The following is an 18,605-nucleotide window of genomic DNA, read 5'->3' as shown; positions in this document are numbered from 1 at the left end:
TGCTTGGGTTCATTCGCTTCACCGCTAGCACAAATTGCGGGCGATTCTCAACGTCAATATTCCAAAAATACGAGGTTCTGCGTAAGGTTTCAGCAATGGAGCAAACTTGCTTACAGCTTGAATTTCATCTGGAATAATCCGGCCTTACGTGCCGCCATATAGATAATAACGACCAGCGGCCCGATGAATACACCAATTACGCCAACCAGCTTGAAGCCTACATACAAGCTTATGAGTGCTGACAATGAGCCGATACCAACGGAATCGCCGAGAATTTTCGGCTCAACGATGCGACGGAATACGGTAATGACGAGAAACAGCACGATAAGGCCAACGCCCATATATAAGTTACCCGTAAGCATCAAATAGCTTCCCCACGGGACAAGCACCGAGCCTGTTCCAAGAATCGGCATAATGTCAACGATGATAATTAGCAGCGCGATCGCCAGCGGATATTTCACGTTAAGCACCAGTAGGCCTATTAACGAAATGATATATGTAAGAGCACTCAAAATGAATTGCGAACGCAAGAAGCCGAAAATCGATTTCTTGAGATTGTTCAGTAAATCATTTACCTGCGGCTGCGACTTCTCCTCAAACAATGACAATACGGTAGCCTTCATCGTATTCAGGCTAAAGCTCATCATGTAGACCGCCACCAAAAAGACGATAAAGAAGATGAACATCCCTGGAATGCTTGAGGCTAAAGCAATGACCGTGTTCGATAAGGTGCCCACCATTTTAGTCAGCGCGCTCGTCAGTCCCATTAACCAATTTTCCAGCGTTTGAATCGCATCGGGCGGGAAGTTTTGATATAACGATTGCACCTGAATCATAAAATCGTCAACCAGGTTATTGGCATTTTCGAAGTAATTCGGCACTTTTTTGAAGAAGGCGATCAGCTCGGCTACAACCTTGACGCCAAGCAAGGCGATTAAGCCAATAAGAATAATTGTGAAGATGCTGCTTGATATGGTGGCCGCCAATAGCCGGTTCATTTGGAACTTCTTCATGAAAAGCTGGTTAAGCGGCTCTAAAGAAATAGCTACAACAAGCGCAAGCAGGAATGGAGCCCCGACAGTAAAAAACAAGTAGAGCAGCAGTAATCCTAATGCGATAAAGATAATAGTCTTGATAGACAACAGCTTCTCCTCCTCTCTAATATTTTATATGCGCCTTAATCCGCTATTAAGCCTGAACAAACCCTTGCCTGCCCGCTAATCAATCACCGCGTTTCGTTCATGGAAATTGACATCCTTGTAATACATATCTTTTACCAGCAGATTCGGGCCGCAGCATGCCGCGGCCGGGCAATGGCAATTCACGCTTTGCGAGAGAGAGTGGTCCAGCCATTTTTCAAACAAATCCTCCAGCTTTGACGAACTGATGTTGCCGAAAGCCGGTACGTCCGAAAAATCCGTTACAAAAACGTCACCTGTAAACAAATTAACGTTTAACCGGTTGCGGCCGTCAGGATCATTGCGAACCGACACATTCGGCTCATTCGCTAATCTTCTTAGCAGCATACGCTCGGATAGATTGTCGCTGCATTGATAGAAGGGCAATGTTCCGAACAGCATCCATACCGATTGGTCTCTTGCCTGCAGCAAACGCTTGATAGCCTCCAGCATTTGCTCCCGCGAGAGCACCGGCAAATCCTTCGCAAAGGAGCTTGGATACATCGGGTGCACCTCATGCCGCTGACAGCCCATTTCAACGATCAGCTTATGAATCTCATCGATCTTGTTATGCGTTCTGTAATTGATCATGGATTCCGCAGAAACGAGTACGCCAGTCTCGCTTAAGCGACGAGCATTCTCGATCATTCTCTCGTAAAGCCTTGTCGCCGCTTCAAGAGATACATGATGTCCTGCTTTTGCAAATCCGATTTGGTGAAAATCTTCCGGCGACGTATAGTTAAACGAAATATGCATTACATCGAGATATGGTGCTAGTTGCTCATAACGGCTATAAGGGAGTGTTACGTTCGAATTAATTTGAGAGCGAATGCCCCGGCTGCGGGCGTATTGAAGCAGCGGTACCATATAGTCGCGCACCGTTCGGTCGGAGAAGGAAGGCTCCCCCCCTGTTATGCTGATCGTCTCGAGATGCTCCACTTCTTCCAGTCGGTCCAGCATCTGCTTAAGCGGCAGCTTGGCAGGTTCGGATATTACGAGTGTGTCCCCAACAGCACAATGCTCGCACCGCATATTGCACAGGTTGGAAACGGTCATTTCCACGCTTGTCAGACGATGTCTTCCATACTTCTGCAGCGAACGAATCGGATCCCACGGATCATTCGCCTTCGATAATGCGGATAACGGTCTACTTGTTTGTCGCAAATCTATTGTATTCATTTTTTTCAGCACCTGACTTATTATCTGGAATGAAACATTCTTTATTTATTGTAATGCGCGGCTGCGAAGTAAGCAATTAAATCGACAAAAAAAAGAGCAAAAAGGAGCCTTATCGGCTCCCAAGCTCAACATTTGTTAAATGCCCGCTGCATGCTGTACTTCATTAGAGTCATCATTCACGTTAACGATCATTGTCGTCAGGTGCTTCGACAGGTCAATTTCATACGGCGATTTAAGCTCCTCGCCCGCTTCATTATTCAAGACGCGGATAATCGGCCTATGCGGATAGGAGTGGTTTAGATCGGCTACGATACCGGATTCTCCCGTATGCAGCTTAACCGATATCCCGATTGGATAAATAGCTACCTTGTCGCGGAACAGCTGAAGCATCTTTTGCTCATACAGCGTTCCTGTCCCCGCATACAGCCGCTCAATCGCATGATGCGGCAGTATTGGCGCGCTATAGACACGGTTTGTCGTCATGGCGTCGTATGAATCCACAAGACCGATCCACTTGGCATAATCATGAATCTCATTACCCTTTATACCGCGCGGATAGCCGCTTCCGTCAATTCGCTCATGATGCTGGAATGCGCAGTGAGCTACCAGCAGCGGCAGGTTAGGCTCATCCTTCAGCAGCTCATAGCCGATTCTGGCATGCTGCTTCATCGCCTCGTATTCCTCTTTCGTAAGAGAGCCGGGCTTCCTTAACACATCGATCGCAATTTGTGTTTTGCCGATGTCATGCAGAAGCGCACCCATGCCGAGCGTCGTCAGCTCCGCTCTCGAGTAGCCGTTCGACATGCCGAGCAGCGTCGTATAGACGCAGACGTTCAAGGAATGCTGGTATAAATAATAATCGACGGAGCTCATGTCCATCAGCATGATCATCGCATCCTTGTGATTGGACAGATCATCTATAATCATATTCATCATTTGCTTAAATGGTTGAGCGATATAGGGATAGGTAACTCCCTTCTTACGCTTCGGGCGATCCATCATCCCGCGGAAACTTGTTCGGATTTCTTTGAGAGCGGCCTGCGTCGTTTCTTCGCTGATTAAGGAAGGCCGGACTATATCGTCAGTTCTCGGATCTGCTATATAAACATATTGAATCCCACACTGCTCCAAACGGGAAATAAGACGTTCCGTAAGCTCAATGTTTTCACCGAGAAGGACGAGACCCTCCTGAGAAAATATTTTCTTGGCCAGCTTCATACCCGGCCTGCATCCCTCTATTGGCAACAAACGCATTTTCTCGATCCTTCCCATAAAAAGATGTATTAACAATTACATCGGAAAAAACCGTTCGTAATGTTAATGTACGGGAAAAATGAGAAAATCACAACCATTTTATACTATTTTTTCGACAATAATTGTCGAGAAAATACATATTCTCCGTTATATCGACTCGTTATGCCATCGCAATTGACGGCATTCGATAAGAGCTGATGCGCTTTGGAGCTGAGCAGCGATGACGTCCCGAATAAATTCCGGCAAATAAAACTTTAATTGAACCGCGTTCGCTAACGACTCATAACCCGCTTTAAAGCTGAACATATCGATCGTGCCAAGCGTATAAAGGCGTTCGTCTTCAAGCGGATCTCCGTTTACGTATACCGCGATGAGCCTGCTCATCGGCGGCCTTGTTGCGTCATAGGTAACGGACAAGCCGTCAACTGCAAGTGTACCGAGCACTTCACCGCGAAAGCCGTAGCCCTTAATCGGCTTGTGAATGAATTCGGGCAGCAGCGCTTGCTCCAGCGCTGTCTTTATATCGTTGCCGGTAATGGTCATCAGGCACGGATTGATCGGCGACGGACAGAGGGCGTGCAATTCGCCTGCTGTCACGTCTCCCTGCGCGAGGCCGCCGAGCAGCTGACCGGTGTTGACGATGCCGATCTCCGCATCGGTCCAGCGGCGAAGGCCAGCGGCCAGCAGGTTGCCGAGCGGCGATTCCCGCTCGGCTCTGGCGGGCAGCGGCGCAGCGAGCCGGGCGATGATCCGGCTCAAACGCCGCTGTCCCGCCTCGTGATAGCTGCCGATGATGGCGGCAGCCCCTGGATGCTCCGCCATGGCGGCCGTATGGACGCAAACAGCACGGAACACAGGGCTTGCAGATATCGGGTCGATCCCGATCTCTACACGCCCGATGTACTCTCCGAATTTTCCGGCTGCGCAAATTGTCGTGCTGCCGATCACAATCGGCTCCTCCAGCAAATGATGGGTGTGCGCCCCCAGTATGAGATCGATACCCTCCAGCTTTTCGGCCATCAGACGATCCGAAGACAGGCCGAGGTGGGACATGACGACCAATACATCGACATAATCTCGCAGCTGGGCTGCCTGCGCTTGTACCGCTTCAAAGGGATCCGTAACCTGCCAGCCAAGCAGCGAATAAAATTCCGAGAAGGCCGCCGTAACGCCGATGATCCCGATCCGCAGTCCATTTTTATCAATAATAGTGCTTGGGAGCATCCACTCGGGCTGCTCCCCTGTTGCGGAATCATGCATATTGGCGCACACAACCGCGAAATTTGCGCGATTAACGTATGCTTCCGCTATCGTTTGAAAGGAATAAGTTAGTCCTTCATTATTGCCAAGCGTAATGACCTCATAGCCTGCATCATTCAATAGTTCTACATTTACGATTCCGTCGCTGCCTTCCGTTTCTACCCGCATCCGATCCATATGATCGCCACAGTCTACGGCAAGCACAAGATCGCTGCCGTAGGTCCGCCGCTCCTCCGCGATGAAGGAAGCTATTTTAGCGGCATGCTCCAGACGACTATGTATATCGTTGCTATGAAGGAGCACTACTCGTGTACGAAAGGTGTCCGTCAAATTCATGCACGCCTCCTCATTGCTTCATCTCAGCGCCGAATAAACACTCTATTTGTTTTTACGCAAATCATCAGCAGAAAATGTATGCTTAAACCCATAAGCCGCCTCTTCCTGCTCACTAGCTGCATTGTACCCAATCTTCAGCTTGACGATGCTCTTTACGTTTAAGCATTTGCTGCTCCCGTTAGGCACATAGAGGCGAATCGGCCCCGTTTTAGATAAGGGCTCGCCATTAAGCTGGTACAATACGGCTGCCTGCTCAAGCTGCTCCCATGGAATAGAGGCCTCGAAAGTATCCGCTGCCTCTACGATAAGGTATGAGGGCGTTATGGCCGCCTCTGTCTTGCCGGCATGCTGAAGCCATGCCGAATACCAGCTATGCCAATCAAATGCCTCTCCTGCCGTCTCAGGCACTCTCTCCTCTACCTTGAAGCTAGTTCCAGCTAGCTTAGCCATCTCGGCTGGGCTTGTAACGGACAAGCCCAGTTCAAAATGCTCTATCTTAATTTCTTGCATCGGTAATCGTTATCCCCCTATTTGCGACATGCGCCGTTCCGTAGGCACGTGAGTTTGCGCACCATCCGCCAGCTTTGCCGCCATTTCATGATTTTCCGGCTTAATATCCATCGCTCTTAGCAGCAAGCGCTGCATTTCTTCCGGATGGCCGAAGGCATCCTTAACATTCAATTCATCCACCCAATACAGGCAAGGCTTAATCTGGCCGTCCGCCGTTAAGCGCAACCTGTTGCAGTTGCTGCAGAAGTGGTCACTAATCGGGTGAATAAGCCCGAAGGAACCGCGTCCACCCTTCATTTGCCAGTCGTCGGAAGGGCCGTTTCCGTGTATATTAGGACCGCGGCTAATTTCGTATCCCTCTTGCTCTGCCACCTCTAATACTCGTGTGAGCGGTAAATAATGCTTTTTCCAATTTTCATCAGCATGGCCTATCGGCATATACTCAATAAACCTGACATGCATCGGCTGCTCGTAAGCCAGTTTTAGAAAGGCGGCAATTTCGTCTTCATTAACTTCCTTCAGCAGCACGCAATTCAGCTTAATCGGATCGAACCCTACGGCCGCAGCCGCCTCGATCCCTTCCATCACCCGTTTTAATTCACCGCGCCGCGCGATAAAACGGAATCTGGCGGAGTCTAACGTATCCAAGCTGATGTTAACGCGGTTCAATCCAGCTGCTCGAAGTGCCTCGGCTTGCTTGGCCAGAAAAATACCGTTTGTCGTTAAAGCTATATCTCGAATGCCAGGAATGGCAGATAATCGGCTAATTAAACCGTCTAAGTTTGGACGAATCAGCGGCTCGCCGCCCGTAATTCGCAGCTTCGTAATGCCAAGCGCAGCACCCGATTCAACAACCTCCACGATTTGATCATAGGATAATAAATTTTCAGATTCTGTGAACTCCATTCCTTCTTCAGGCATGCAGTACAAGCATCGTAAATTACAACGATCCGTTACTGAGATTCGCAAGTAATCGTGTACCCGACCAAAACGATCCATCAACGTCGGCATGAGTCCCACTCCCTTCTGTCTATGTATCAGCATAACATTTTTTTGCGAATTATGATATTCTATAAACAGCTTTAAGCCTAAATGATGAGAGGTTTTATACCATGACATGTAATTGGTCTATTAAACTATTTGCCGGACTGCCTGAACGTCTGGGTGCTTCTTCCATAAACCTGCAAGCCGATATCGAGCAAATGAGCGTTGCCGAGCTAAAAGCAGCCATCTCAGCCGAATATCCGGAGCATCAATCGTTAATTCAAATTTCATTCATCGCACGCAATCATGCTTATGCGGCCGATGATGCGATTTTGCACGCTTCAGATGAGCTTGCTCTGCTTCCTCCTGTATCAGGCGGAGAGGAGCAGGCTCAGCCAGTCAAAGAACCTGTGGAGCGCTATATCGTTACTTCCGATGTCATTTGTTCAGATGATGTGCTTGCAAAGGTAATCGTACCAGAGAACGGGGCCGCGATCGCTTTCGTCGGGACAACGCGCGAATGGACACATGGACAGCGTACGGTGAGGCTGGAATATGAAGCCTATGCGCCGATGGCCGTTGCGACGATGCGGCAAATTGGAGATGAAATCGCCGAGCGCTGGCAAGGCGCCTTATGTGCCATCAGTCACCGGATTGGCGTAGTAGGTCTTGCCGAGACAAGTGTCGTTATAGCGGTATCCTCGCCGCACCGTGACCGCTGCTACGAGGCAAGCAGATACGCCATAGAACGGCTTAAACAAATCGTACCCATATGGAAGAAAGAAATTTGGGAGGACGGCTCAGAGTGGAAAGGGCATCAGCTTGGACCGTGGAACCCAACCGTGCAGTTAACCGATTTTTAAAACTGATTTCCGGCAGTCAGCCTTACATCTATCTAGCCCAGCTCGCAGTGTTGGACAAATCCGTTTCGCACCGACTAGGGAGAACGGGCAGCGGCAATCAAGCTGCTCTCCGGCAGCTGGAAGGCGCTGCATCGTGCACCGTTACAGGCCGACCGATGTAATGATGCCTAGCTTCCCGTTTCGCTTGGCTTGACCTTTGTCCTATTCAGCGATGGTCGCGCTATCGTTCAAGGTACGGATCAATTCACAAAAATAGGTCGATATATATTGAAATGTTAGGTAAATAGCCTCTTTTCCAATGCCCTCTTATTGCCAATCCAATCATTCATTGCTACTATTGTAGGTATACTAGTGACTACAATCAATTGAGGTGTCTTGATGAGGGTTCATGTTTCAGATTTAATCAACGGAGACCGATTAAGCCATGATACATTTAACGATTTCGGACTTCATGTACTCTCCAAAGGAACAATCGTCTACAGCCAAGAAATATCAAGATTATTTCAGCATCGAATTGATTATATTGATATCGACGAACGTGTTAACGAAGAAACTAAAGCCCGAACGCTTGAATCTACGGTAAATCCAAAATGGCTCCCTACCGTGCAGCCCGTATACAAAAACGCTGTCAAAAACATCGAGGGTTTGTTTACCAAAGCTCTTCAAGGCGAAGTGGACGAGGAAGAAGTAACTTCCATGATTCAGCCTTTGTTGAACAATCTTCAAATGGAACGTGATGTCGTATCGATGCTCCTTTTGCTCAACACAAATGACGACTACACCTATCAGCATTCCGTACAGGTAGGCATGCTCTCCTATTATCTCGCCACCTGGGTCGGTTATTCTAATGAAGAAGCCGTACATATTGGCAAAGCCGGTTTTCTCCATGATATCGGAAAATGCCGCATCCAAGCTAATGTCTTAAATAAACCCGGCAAACTCACCGACGATGAAATCCATCCCATAGCCAAAATCATATCTGTAGTGGACATATACAGCGCGATGATCTCAGAGCGGGTTTATCAGCAGAAACGCGACTTGCTATTCGTACTGAAGGAATTATACCGTCTAAGCTTCAAGGAGCTCGATCCTTTCACGACTCAGACGTTTATCAAGCATATGATCCCTAATTTCATTGGCAAACGGGTTGAGCTCTTAAGCGGCGAGACCGGAATTATTATTATGACGCATCCAACCGAATTTTTCCGTCCGCTGATCCAAATTGACGCCCAATTTATCGATATGTCCAATGAGCGCGATTACGAAATCCGCCATGTTTATCTATAAGCAGCTCCTACCTGACCCTTCGTACCGATCCTTGATCGCTGCCGAGGTTTTTTTTGCTGATCTGCCTGTGAAAAAAAAGGCCTCGCATGCAGTGATACTACTCACTGCATACCAGGCCTTGCTGCTGTTTGTATTAACCGATAGAGCCTTCCATCTCGAACTTGATCAAACGGTTCATCTCTACCGCGTATTCCATTGGCAGCTCTTTCGTGAACGGCTCGATAAAGCCCATTACGATCATTTGCGTTGCTTCCGCTTCGCTAAGACCACGGCTCATCAGGTAGAACAACTGATCCTCGGAAACCTTGGATACCGTTGCTTCATGCTCAAGCGTGATGTTGTCATTTAAAATCTCGTTGTAAGGAATCGTATCCGAAGTCGATTCATTATCGAGGATGAGCGTATCACATTTAACGTTCGATTTCGCGCCATCAGAGTTACGTCCGAAGGATGTAAGTCCGCGGTACGTTACTTTACCGCCGTGTTTACTGATCGACTTCGAAATGATCGTCGAGCTAGTGTCAGGGGCTAGATGTGTCATTTTCGCGCCTGCATCCTGATGCTGGCCTTTGCCGGCAACGGCGATCGACAATACCATACCTTTCGCGCCGCGACCGCGCAATACGACTGCAGGGTACTTCATCGTCAGCTTGGAGCCGATGTTGCCGTCTACCCACTCCATCGTTGCGTTCTCATCCGCAACCGCACGTTTTGTAACGAGGTTGTAAATGTTCGGTGCCCAGTTTTGAATCGTCGTATAACGAACGCGCGCATTTTTCTTAGCCAAAATCTCAACTACCGCGCTGTGCAGCGAGTTCGTGCTGTATACCGGTGCAGTACAACCTTCAACATAGTGAACGGAGCTGTCTTCGTCAGCGATGATAAGCGTACGCTCGAATTGACCCATGTTCTCGGAGTTGATACGGAAATAAGCTTGCAACGGAACTTCGCATTTTACGCCCTTAGGCACATAGATGAAGCTTCCGCCAGACCATACCGCACTGTTCAAAGCTGCAAATTTATTGTCATTCGGAGGGATAATCGTACCGAAATACTCTTTCATAAGCTCAGGGTACTCGCGAAGCGCTGTATCCGTATCCGTGAAGATAACGCCTTGCTTTTCCAAGTCTTCCTGCATGCTGTGGTAAACGACCTCGGACTCGTATTGAGCCGATACACCGGCAAGAAACTTTTGCTCAGCCTCTGGAATACCGAGCTTGTCGAATGTTTCTTTAATTTCCGAAGGAACCTCTTCCCACGTTTTACCTTGCTTGTCGGACGCACGCACATAATATTGGATGTCATCAAAATCAAGCTCATCCATATTGCCGCCCCATTTAGGCATCGGCATTTTGAAAAACTGCTCAAGCGACTTCAAGCGGAAATCCAGCATCCACTGCGGCTCGTTTTTAATTTCCGAAATCGTACGCACGATTTCCTCCGTTAAGCCTTTACCTGATTGGAATACGGCTTTGTGCTCGTCACGGAAACCATACTTATAATCTTCCATTTCCGGCATTGATTTAGCCATGGTCATTCACGCTCCTCATAAATCTAGTTTAATGTGATTCTTGCTGCTGCTCGATCCCTTTGCGCAAGGCGTTCCACGCTAGAGTCGCACACTTAATTCTTGCAGGAAATTTGTTCACGCCCGAAAGTGCATCCAGTTCCTCATATTCGTCAAATTCAACCGGTTCGCCTTTCATTAAAGCTGAAAATTTCTCAGCCATAGCCAGCGCCTCATCAAATGTTTTTCCTTTTACCGCCTCTGTCATCATCGATGCAGAGCTCATGCTGATTGAACAGCCTTCACCACTGAACTTCGCATCGGCAACTTTGCCCTCAACAACTTGAAGCTGAAGTGAAATACGGTCGCCACAGGTCGGATTATTAAGATTAATCGTCACCGACTCTTCATTCATGGTGCCGCGATTCCGCGGGTTTTTATAATGATCCATAATGACTCTGCGATATAAATCATCCAATTGCATGACCGAAGAACTCCTTTGTTTGTAGTAACGCATCGGCTAAGCGGTCAATGTCATCTTCAGTATTATACAAATAAAAGCTTGCTCTTGCCGTTGCCGATACATTCAGCCATCTCATAAGCGGCTGGCAGCAATGATGGCCTGCCCGGATCGCGATGCCTTTGGAATCAAGGACGGTTGCTACATCATGCGGATGAACGTCCTCCAAATTAAAGGTTACGAGACCAACACGATTTTGCTTTGGACCGTACAAGGTAATGCCATCAAGCGACGACAGCTTCTCGTAAGCATAGGCTGCCAATTGTCTCTCATGCCGATCAATTTCATCGAGTCCGATTTCTTGCAAAAAGTCGATCGCCGCCCCAAGTCCAACAGCGCCCGCAATAATAGGAGTGCCGCCCTCGAAGCGATAAGGAATCTCTTTCCACGTGGACTCATAAAGATCAACAAAATCGATCATCTCGCCGCCATACTCGATCGGCTCCATCTTGTTAAGCAGAGATTTCTTGCCGTATAATGCGCCGATACCTGTAGGACCACACATTTTATGACCTGAAAAAGCATAAAAATCTACGTCCAAATCCTGCAGATCGATTTTCATATGCGGCGTGCTTTGCGCGCCATCAACAACCATGATTGCGCCGTTGCGGTGAGCAATTTGCGTAATTTCTTTGATCGGATTAATGAGACCGAGAACGTTTGAGACATAGGTGACAGAAACCACCTTCGTTTGCGGCGTAATCGTCTTCTCAATATCTTCAAGAGAAATCGTGCCGTCAGGCTGCATCGGGATATATTTCAAGGTTGCGCCAGTCACTTTTGCCGCTTGCTGCCAAGGGATCAAATTACTGTGATGCTCCATTGGCGTGATGACGATCTCGTCGCCTTCTCCGCAATTCGAGCGTGCATAGCTTGATGCAACCAGATTGAGCGCAGTCGTTGTACCGCGCGTAAATATAATTTGCTCAGGCGCTCCCGCATTTAGCAATTTCGCTACTTTCTCGCGCGCTCCCTCATAGGCATCAGTCGCCCTGGAACCAAGTGTATGCACACCGCGATGAACGTTCGCGTTATCCAGCTCATAGTACCGATTAACCGCATCAATGACGGAGCGCGGCTTCTGCGAAGATGCCGCGCTGTCCAGATAAACGAGCGGGTGCCCATTTATTTCTTGATGCAATATCGGGAACTGCTCCCGTATCGCATTTATGTTCATCCCTCTAGCTTCCTTTCGAGCAAACGCTGAAGCTGCCCGCGTACCGCCTCGACCGGAATTTCCGAAACGACCGGAGCCAAAAAGCCGTAAATAATTAATCGTTCAGCGTTTTGCTTAGATATACCGCGAGACATCAGGTAGTAGACCTGCTCCGGGTTAACTTGCCCTACGCTTGCCGCATGACCGGCAGTTACATCGTCTTCATCTATAAGCAAAATCGGATTGGCGTCGCCGCGTGCCTTAGGGCTCAGCATGAGCACCTTTTCGGTTTGTACGCCGTTCGCTTTCGTTGCGCCATGCTCGATTTTTGTAATACCGTTAATAATCGCCGAAGCGGAATCCTTCATTACGGCACGGGTTACCATATTGCTGTCCGAGCTTTTGCCAAAATGCACAGCCTGTGTTGTCAAGCTGTTTTGCTGTGCGTTTTTGCCTACGCTGATAACTTTCGCATCCGATGTGGAGCCCGATCCCTTCAGAATCGATTTCGTGTCAGACAACGTATTTCCGTCATTCAGATCGCCGATAATCCATTCCATTTGACCGTCATTTTCAATAATTGAACGACGGATCGACATATCGACGCCCGTCTCGCCCATATGATGTATAGAGCTGAAACGAACGTGAGCGCCCGGCTTCACGAATACTTCAACGATGGATGGATGTACGAACGGACCATTGCCCGCGCCCGGTTCGGATACAACGCAATCTACATATGTCACACGACTATTATTGTCTGCAACGATAAGGATATGCGGAGCAAACGATGCTTCTGCATCATCATTGTAGAAAATAGCTTGCAGCGGAAGCTCTACTTCAACATTTTTTGGAACGTAGATGAAAACTCCGCCGTTCCAGATTGCTGCATGAAGGGCCGTCAGCTTGTCTTCGTCCTTCGCTACCGCTTTGAACAAATAGTTCTGGACAAGCTCGCCATGCTCCTTACAAGCTGTCTCCAAATCTGTGAAAATAACGCCTTTACTTGCATATTCGCTTGAAAACTGATTCCAAATCGTGCCGGAATTACGTTGTACAAGCAAATTCTCCGTACCTTCTGTAACCAATTCGCGAACGACCACCGGCAGATCGCCGATTGCTCCAACCGTTGTCGGCTGCTCATAGCTGCCTACTGCAGTCAGATTCCACCGTTCAATACGAACCTTCTCTGGCTTTGGCCAGCCGAGTGTTCCGGCAAGCTCAGCCGCTTCGCCGCGCAGCTCAACGAGCCAATTCGGTTCGCCCTTGCTGCGTGCCAGCGCTTCAGCAGCTTGACGGTTGGCCTGCGTCGATAGTTGTGTACTCATCCGTTATGCCCCCTTCTCCGCTTAAGCCTGGCCGACCGTTTCGTCTACGATGCCAAGTTCTTCTTTTACCCAATCATAACCTTCGTTTTCCAAACGCTGTGCAAGCTCAGGACCGCCGGATTTAACGATGCGGCCTTGCATCATAACGTGTACGTAATCCGGAGTAATGTAGTTAAGCAAACGTTGATAGTGAGTGATAATAAGGAATCCGCGGTCTTCCGAACGCATAGCGTTTACGCCTTGCGATACGATGCGGAGCGCATCGATGTCGAGTCCCGAATCGATTTCGTCCAAAACAACGATTTTTGGATCAAGCAGCATCATCTGCAAAATTTCATTGCGTTTTTTCTCGCCGCCGGAGAAGCCTTCATTCAAATAACGATGTGCAAACTCAGGATTCATTTCAAGATCCTTCATCTTGCTCTCCATTTGGCGGATAAACTTGATTAGGGAAATTTCGTTGCCTTCGCCGCGGCGGGCGTTAAGCGCACTGCGCAAGAAGTCTGAGTTTGTTACGCCTGGAATCTCGCTTGGGTACTGCATTGCCAGGAACAATCCGGCAAGCGCGCGCTCGTCAACGCCCATTTCAAGAATGTCCGCGCCGTCGAGTACTGCTGTACCTTCTGTTACTTCATATTTAGGATGTCCCATCAAAGCGGATGCCAGTGTGGATTTACCGGTACCGTTCGGGCCCATGATCGCGTGAATTTCTCCACCTTTAATTTCAAGGTTAATTCCTTTTAAAATTTCTTTTCCCTCGATTGCCGCTTTCAGGCCATCGATGACAAAATGCGTTGCCATAATATGCTGATCCCTCCAAGGTTGGTTTAATTCGTTCATCACAACTATAAAGATTAGCTTCCTATTATAGAGTGATTCTCAATGATTCTCAATAATCATTTTAATATAGTTTTTGTTATAAATCAATGCGAGATGTCTCTGTTCCGCTGAATTTATCTTTTTTTTGAGTATAAGAATGCGTAAATCTGAGCTTCCTGCACTTCTTAATTTTTCACTGCGAAAATGAGATTTTACTGCTTTAGGCTTGCCTAAACTGTTTGATCTTACAATTTTCAGCTATGCCAAAGCCTGTTTAATTTTCTGAACTTCAATTTGAAATTTCCCCTCTTCGAGCACAGAAGCCATTTCGGGAACGGCAAACTCATCTTCCAGTCTTACCCAAGATTTGCAACCGTTATAAGCGGCACGCATAGGTATTTCTATCGGAGCCGATAAACGGAATACTCGAAGTACCAGTACATGCAGCGGCTTCGTCCGCTTCCAGTTCAATCTTTCCTCGGCAAACGTATCTGTCCATATATGCAATTCACGCAGACGGTCTAGCGTTTCCTGGCTGGTGACTTCAATATCTTCGACAACCTCAGCGTATGCTTCAAGCTTAATCGTCTCCATATTCGGCGACCAATCAACAAGCGTCTCATCCAGTGCACCTTCATACTGCTCTTTTAAAAGATGCTTTTTCTGATGCTCAAAAGCGGGCATTAAATAAAAGGTTGGGCTTATAAGATGAAAATCACGTGTTTCTTCAATTATTCCGCCTTTGCGCATAATGATAATCTGCTGTCCCTCCGCGAGTGCTTTTACGCTGACGGCCCACTCTTTCAAAGCGATTGGCTGCTGTTCATTTTCTTTAGTCATTATGTTCCTCCATCCATTTAGTCTATAATTGATAACATTATATCAAATGAGGGTATTCCAAGGCGAAATAATATACATTATACTATGTTGAGATGAATACTGGGCATTGCTGCCCGATACTAATAACCGGAGGTGGACAGCCATGTCTGCATATCATCCTTTAACTGAACAAGAAGCCATTCAAATAGCCCATTCGCTTGACGGGTTTTTCCCGGAGGGAGCCGTGCTGAGCAGCCGTGAAATTGGCGACGGCAACTTAAACTTGGTTTTCCATATCACGGACTCTGCAAGCGGCAAGAGCCTGATTATGAAGCAAGCATTACCTTATGCTAAAGTTGTAGGCGAGTCTTGGCCGCTTACGCTCGACCGTGCGCGGATCGAGAGCGAAAAGCTTATATTGGAGAGCGAGCTGGCTCCTGGACTCGTTCCGGCCGTTTATAAGTTTGATCCGGACCTTTATCTGACCGTAATGGAAGATCTCAGCGATCACATCATCATGCGGCAAGGACTGATCGGCGGTACGCGCTATCCTAAATTTGCGGACGACATTTCAACATTTATGGCCCGCACCTTATTTTTTACCTCCGATCTCGGAATGAATCAGCAAAATAAAAAGCTTCGCGTAAAAGCTTTTATTAATCCCGAGCTGTGCAAAATAACAGAAGATCTTATTTTTGACGATCCTTATACGAACTCTCCAAACAACAGCTTTGATCCGGCCATTCGTGACGCTGCCGAAAAGCTATGGAAGGATAACGAGCTTCATCTAGAAGTGGCGATACTGCGCGACAAATTTTTGACGAATACACAAGCTTTGCTTCATGGAGATCTTCATACAGGCAGTGTCTTTGTAACGCCTGAATCCACTAAGGTCATCGATCCTGAGTTTGCTTATTACGGGCCAATCGGCTTCGATATCGGAGCCGTTATCGCGAATCTGCTCCTTAACTTTGCCGGCCAAGAGCACTGGACGCCGGATGCGGACAAGCGCAGCGACTTCCGCCGTTATTTAACGGATACTGTGCGCGATGTGTGGAATTTGTTCGATCAGAAATTCCGTGCTTTGTGGAATGAGCATGGGATAGACCGCATAGCTACTTCAACGCCGGGTTATCAGGATTATTACATGAATCGCTTGCTGCAGGATGCTATCGGTTTTGCAGGCTGCAAAATCGTCCGCCGCATCGTCGGTTTGTCGCATGTCGTTGACATAGACCGCATTCCGGATGCAGCCGCTCGCGAAAGAGCTCAGCGCTTAGCGCTCGCCATTGGAACATCGCTTATTCGCAATAACCGCAAGGCGCATTCCATCGAGGAAGTTATCGATACTGCATTATCGGCAGCAAGTAAATGATGGATGACAGAAAGGAATGACATCATGACAACGAATTATGCTGGCTTACAATCGGTTATTTGGACCGAAGGCAGGCTTGATCTGCTCGACCAACGGCTTTTGCCCGAGGAAATCTTATACTTGCCTTTAACGACGGCAGAAGATGTGTGGGAAGCGATTCGCCATCTGAAAGTCCGCGGAGCGCCGGCAATCGGGATTTCAGCTGCCTACGGGGTAGTGCTCGGCAGCCGGGACGAGCAAACATCGGAAGAGTGGCTCGCTCAAGTTGGCAAACAAGCGGAATATCTCGCTACATCGAGGCCAACTGCCGTCAACTTGTTCTGGGCGCTCGACCGCATGAAAGCAGCCGCGGCTTCCTACATCCAGCAGGGCTTGTCACTTGAAGAGAGCAAGGCCGCTTTGTTAGCGGAAGCGATCGCGATTCAAAGTGAAGACGAAGAAACGAACAGACTGATCGGCGAGAATGCCTTGTCGCTGTTCAAGGATGACATGGGCGTCCTTACGCATTGTAATGCCGGCGGCTTAGCTACTGCCAAATACGGAACGGCACTCGCGCCGTTCTATTTAGCTCTGGAGCGCGGAATTACGCTGCGCGTATATGCCGATGAAACGCGTCCTGTCCTTCAAGGCGCTCGGCTGACCGCATTCGAATTGCAGCAGGCAGGCGTCGATGTAACGCTTATTTGCGATAATATGGCCGGCATGATCATGGCCAAAGGCTGGGTCGACGCGGTTATCGTCGGTACAGACCGCGTATCCGCAAACGGCGATGTCGCTAACAAAATCGGCACATACAGCGTAGCTGTTTTGGCTAAAGCGCACGGCATTCCGTTTTATGTAGCCTGTCCGCTATCCACGATCGATTTAAACACGCCTACCGGCGCGGAAATTCCGATCGAAGAACGTAATGCGGAAGAGATTACAGAAGGCTTCGGCAAGCGTACCGCACCGCAAGGCATTAAAGTATACAATCCGGCCTTCGACGTTACGCCTAATGAATATGTAACGGCGATCATCACGGAGAAGGGCATTGTGCAGGCTCCTTATGATGTCAATCTGCGCAAGCTATTCGAGTAATCGTTTGACTTAAGGCCCTAATCCGCTTAGCACGGCTGAGCAGCAGCACGAAGCGGATTAGGGCCTTTTTCCGTTCTCTTAGAGCATTAACTGGAGCGCGTCCGAGCCCTTCATGCCTACAACAACGCCCATTGTTTCCGCTGTTAATGTGACAGACTCCAAAGGGGCTTCCATCAGCTCCTCCAACGTTCTTACTCCGACTGCGCGACCAGCTAATATCTCCCGGTCCTTAAGCCTGCTATTAAGTAGTGAAACATCAAGCGCACCGCACATAATATATCCTTTGTCCGTCATAATCGCGAGCAAAGTTGTTTTGGGCAGCTTCACTTCAACGCCTAGAACGGTTTCCCCATTCTTAAGTGTAAAAGGAACCATCCGCATCATATAGGATCCACCCCCTTCGTTTTAATAATAAGAGGCATTGCACTGTAACATCATTATATGCAAAAAAAAATTTACAGTGTTGGCTAAATGCGCATTTATAGTACTACATGGAAGGCCGATTTAGTGATATATTAGTACTATATTACAAGTGCGGAGGTCCTATGAAAAAACATCCCTCATCCCAAGACCAATCATCTTTTGTTTTCAATATTGAGGTGCTTGTTGAAGGGAAAAACAATGCGGCTGCGCTGGAGCAATTACTGCATAATTTAAACAAATCTAATTTCGTCGATTTTCGTATATTGTCCGGCATCCAGCTTGGAGAGCATATCGATGACCGGAGAAACAATGCATCATCCGTTCATCCAGTTCCCGTACAGTCAAGCCAGACTGCAAATGCTGACAAGCCCGCACAAGAGTCCTTAGAGTCTTTATGCTACTTTGAAAATATAAGATCGCTCATGAAAAACAACACCTTAATCCGGCTGATCGTGAATAAAGGACTAGGCATAAAGCTCAGCATACCATGCAGAATCATTAATATGGATGAAACCGAAAACCTCATTACGGTTTACCATGTCGACGAGAAGCAAGTATATACGTTCCGGTTAAACGAAATTGAAGATTTCTCCTATTAATGAGGATGAAAAAAAAACCGTTCGAATGACTGTCTTGGTATTATCCCCTTTAAGTAGACACTCTAAAAAAACCTCATGTTATCATGAAGGAAAGAGTGAACTTGGAGGGGATATTTTTTATGGCAAAACAAGGA

18 protein-coding genes are annotated in these 18,605 nt (G+C 47.9%); 5 read left to right on the top strand and 13 right to left on the bottom strand.

Translation table 11 applies throughout. The features are described 5' to 3' along the window. Positions 1-110: 110 nt before the first annotated feature. The 6 genes from ytvI to moaA form a co-directional block, all read right to left on the bottom strand. A complete protein-coding gene (gene ytvI, locus ASG81_RS11780; RefSeq protein WP_056633830.1) occupies positions 111-1,142 on the bottom strand; it encodes a sporulation integral membrane protein YtvI in 1,032 nt (343 codons plus the stop codon). A gap of 75 nt (positions 1,143-1,217) precedes the next feature. After that, positions 1,218-2,357: a radical SAM/CxCxxxxC motif protein YfkAB gene (gene yfkAB, locus ASG81_RS11775; protein ID WP_056633827.1), complete on the bottom strand. Its 1,140-nt coding sequence runs from the start codon at positions 2,355-2,357 to the stop codon at positions 1,218-1,220. A gap of 135 nt (positions 2,358-2,492) precedes the next feature. After that, entirely contained in the window at positions 2,493-3,611 is a 1,119-nt protein-coding gene (locus tag ASG81_RS11770) for an HD-GYP domain-containing protein (protein WP_056633824.1), read from the bottom strand. 147 nt (positions 3,612-3,758) lie between these two features. After that, complete coding sequence (locus tag ASG81_RS11765) at positions 3,759-5,207, bottom strand: bifunctional metallophosphatase/5'-nucleotidase (RefSeq protein ID WP_200961482.1); 1,449 nt, start codon at positions 5,205-5,207, stop codon at positions 3,759-3,761. A gap of 42 nt (positions 5,208-5,249) precedes the next feature. Then, positions 5,250-5,717, bottom strand: coding sequence for a hypothetical protein (locus ASG81_RS11760; protein WP_056633820.1), 468 nt, complete (start codon positions 5,715-5,717; stop codon positions 5,250-5,252). 9 nt (positions 5,718-5,726) lie between these two features. After that, the gene (gene moaA / locus ASG81_RS11755) at positions 5,727-6,728 is read right to left on the bottom strand and encodes a GTP 3',8-cyclase MoaA (RefSeq protein WP_056633818.1); all 1,002 of its coding nucleotides are present in this window, start codon (positions 6,726-6,728) and stop codon (positions 5,727-5,729) included. 101 nt (positions 6,729-6,829) lie between these two features. On the opposite strand from moaA, the gene ASG81_RS33680 reads away from it, so the two are divergent. Next, positions 6,830-7,564, top strand: coding sequence for a molybdenum cofactor biosynthesis protein (locus ASG81_RS33680; RefSeq protein WP_056633815.1), 735 nt, complete (start codon positions 6,830-6,832; stop codon positions 7,562-7,564). A gap of 378 nt (positions 7,565-7,942) precedes the next feature. Then, on the top strand, positions 7,943-8,851 hold the full coding sequence (locus tag ASG81_RS11745) for an HD-GYP domain-containing protein (RefSeq protein WP_056633810.1): 909 nt from the start codon (positions 7,943-7,945) through the stop codon (positions 8,849-8,851). Positions 8,852-8,984: 133 nt separating this feature from the next. Here the strand turns inward: ASG81_RS11745 and sufB are convergent, their stop codons facing one another. From sufB to ASG81_RS11715, 6 genes are all read right to left on the bottom strand, one after another. After that, positions 8,985-10,382: a Fe-S cluster assembly protein SufB gene (gene sufB, locus ASG81_RS11740; RefSeq protein ID WP_056633807.1), complete on the bottom strand. Its 1,398-nt coding sequence runs from the start codon at positions 10,380-10,382 to the stop codon at positions 8,985-8,987. 28 nt (positions 10,383-10,410) lie between these two features. After that, positions 10,411-10,842, bottom strand: coding sequence for a Fe-S cluster assembly sulfur transfer protein SufU (gene sufU, locus ASG81_RS11735; RefSeq protein ID WP_056633804.1), 432 nt, complete (start codon positions 10,840-10,842; stop codon positions 10,411-10,413). Continuing rightward, complete coding sequence (locus ASG81_RS11730) at positions 10,829-12,055, bottom strand: cysteine desulfurase (protein WP_056633801.1); 1,227 nt, start codon at positions 12,053-12,055, stop codon at positions 10,829-10,831. Before ASG81_RS11730 ends, sufU begins: the two co-directional genes overlap by 14 nt. Beyond that, complete coding sequence (sufD, locus tag ASG81_RS11725) at positions 12,052-13,359, bottom strand: Fe-S cluster assembly protein SufD (RefSeq protein ID WP_056633798.1); 1,308 nt, start codon at positions 13,357-13,359, stop codon at positions 12,052-12,054. The genes ASG81_RS11730 and sufD overlap by 4 nt, the downstream gene beginning before the upstream one ends. A 21-nt stretch (positions 13,360-13,380) precedes the next feature. Then, complete coding sequence (gene sufC / locus ASG81_RS11720; protein WP_056633795.1) at positions 13,381-14,160, bottom strand: Fe-S cluster assembly ATPase SufC; 780 nt, start codon at positions 14,158-14,160, stop codon at positions 13,381-13,383. 276 nt (positions 14,161-14,436) lie between these two features. Beyond that, complete coding sequence (locus ASG81_RS11715; RefSeq protein ID WP_056633792.1) at positions 14,437-15,018, bottom strand: DUF1802 family protein; 582 nt, start codon at positions 15,016-15,018, stop codon at positions 14,437-14,439. A gap of 142 nt (positions 15,019-15,160) precedes the next feature. On the opposite strand from ASG81_RS11715, the gene mtnK reads away from it, so the two are divergent. Next, positions 15,161-16,372: an S-methyl-5-thioribose kinase gene (mtnK, locus tag ASG81_RS11710; RefSeq protein WP_056633788.1), complete on the top strand. Its 1,212-nt coding sequence runs from the start codon at positions 15,161-15,163 to the stop codon at positions 16,370-16,372. Between the two features lie 24 nt (positions 16,373-16,396). After that, positions 16,397-17,449: an S-methyl-5-thioribose-1-phosphate isomerase gene (mtnA, locus tag ASG81_RS11705; protein ID WP_235548834.1), complete on the top strand. Its 1,053-nt coding sequence runs from the start codon at positions 16,397-16,399 to the stop codon at positions 17,447-17,449. Positions 17,450-17,527: 78 nt separating this feature from the next. Here mtnA and ASG81_RS11700 read toward each other — a convergent pair whose 3' ends face one another. Beyond that, on the bottom strand, positions 17,528-17,833 hold the full coding sequence (locus ASG81_RS11700; protein WP_056633782.1) for a YunC family protein: 306 nt from the start codon (positions 17,831-17,833) through the stop codon (positions 17,528-17,530). A gap of 161 nt (positions 17,834-17,994) precedes the next feature. Between ASG81_RS11700 and ASG81_RS11695 the strand changes: the two genes are divergently transcribed. Beyond that, complete coding sequence (locus ASG81_RS11695) at positions 17,995-18,471, top strand: hypothetical protein (RefSeq protein ID WP_056633779.1); 477 nt, start codon at positions 17,995-17,997, stop codon at positions 18,469-18,471. The last annotated feature ends 134 nt before the right edge of the window (positions 18,472-18,605 follow it).

The sequence above is a fragment of the Paenibacillus sp. Soil522 genome (assembly GCF_001428245.1).
Classification (GTDB): Bacteria; Bacillota; Bacilli; order Paenibacillales; family Paenibacillaceae; genus Pristimantibacillus.
Note: the sequence above shows the minus strand (reverse complement) of the source record. Positions and strands in the feature narration are given on the sequence as shown.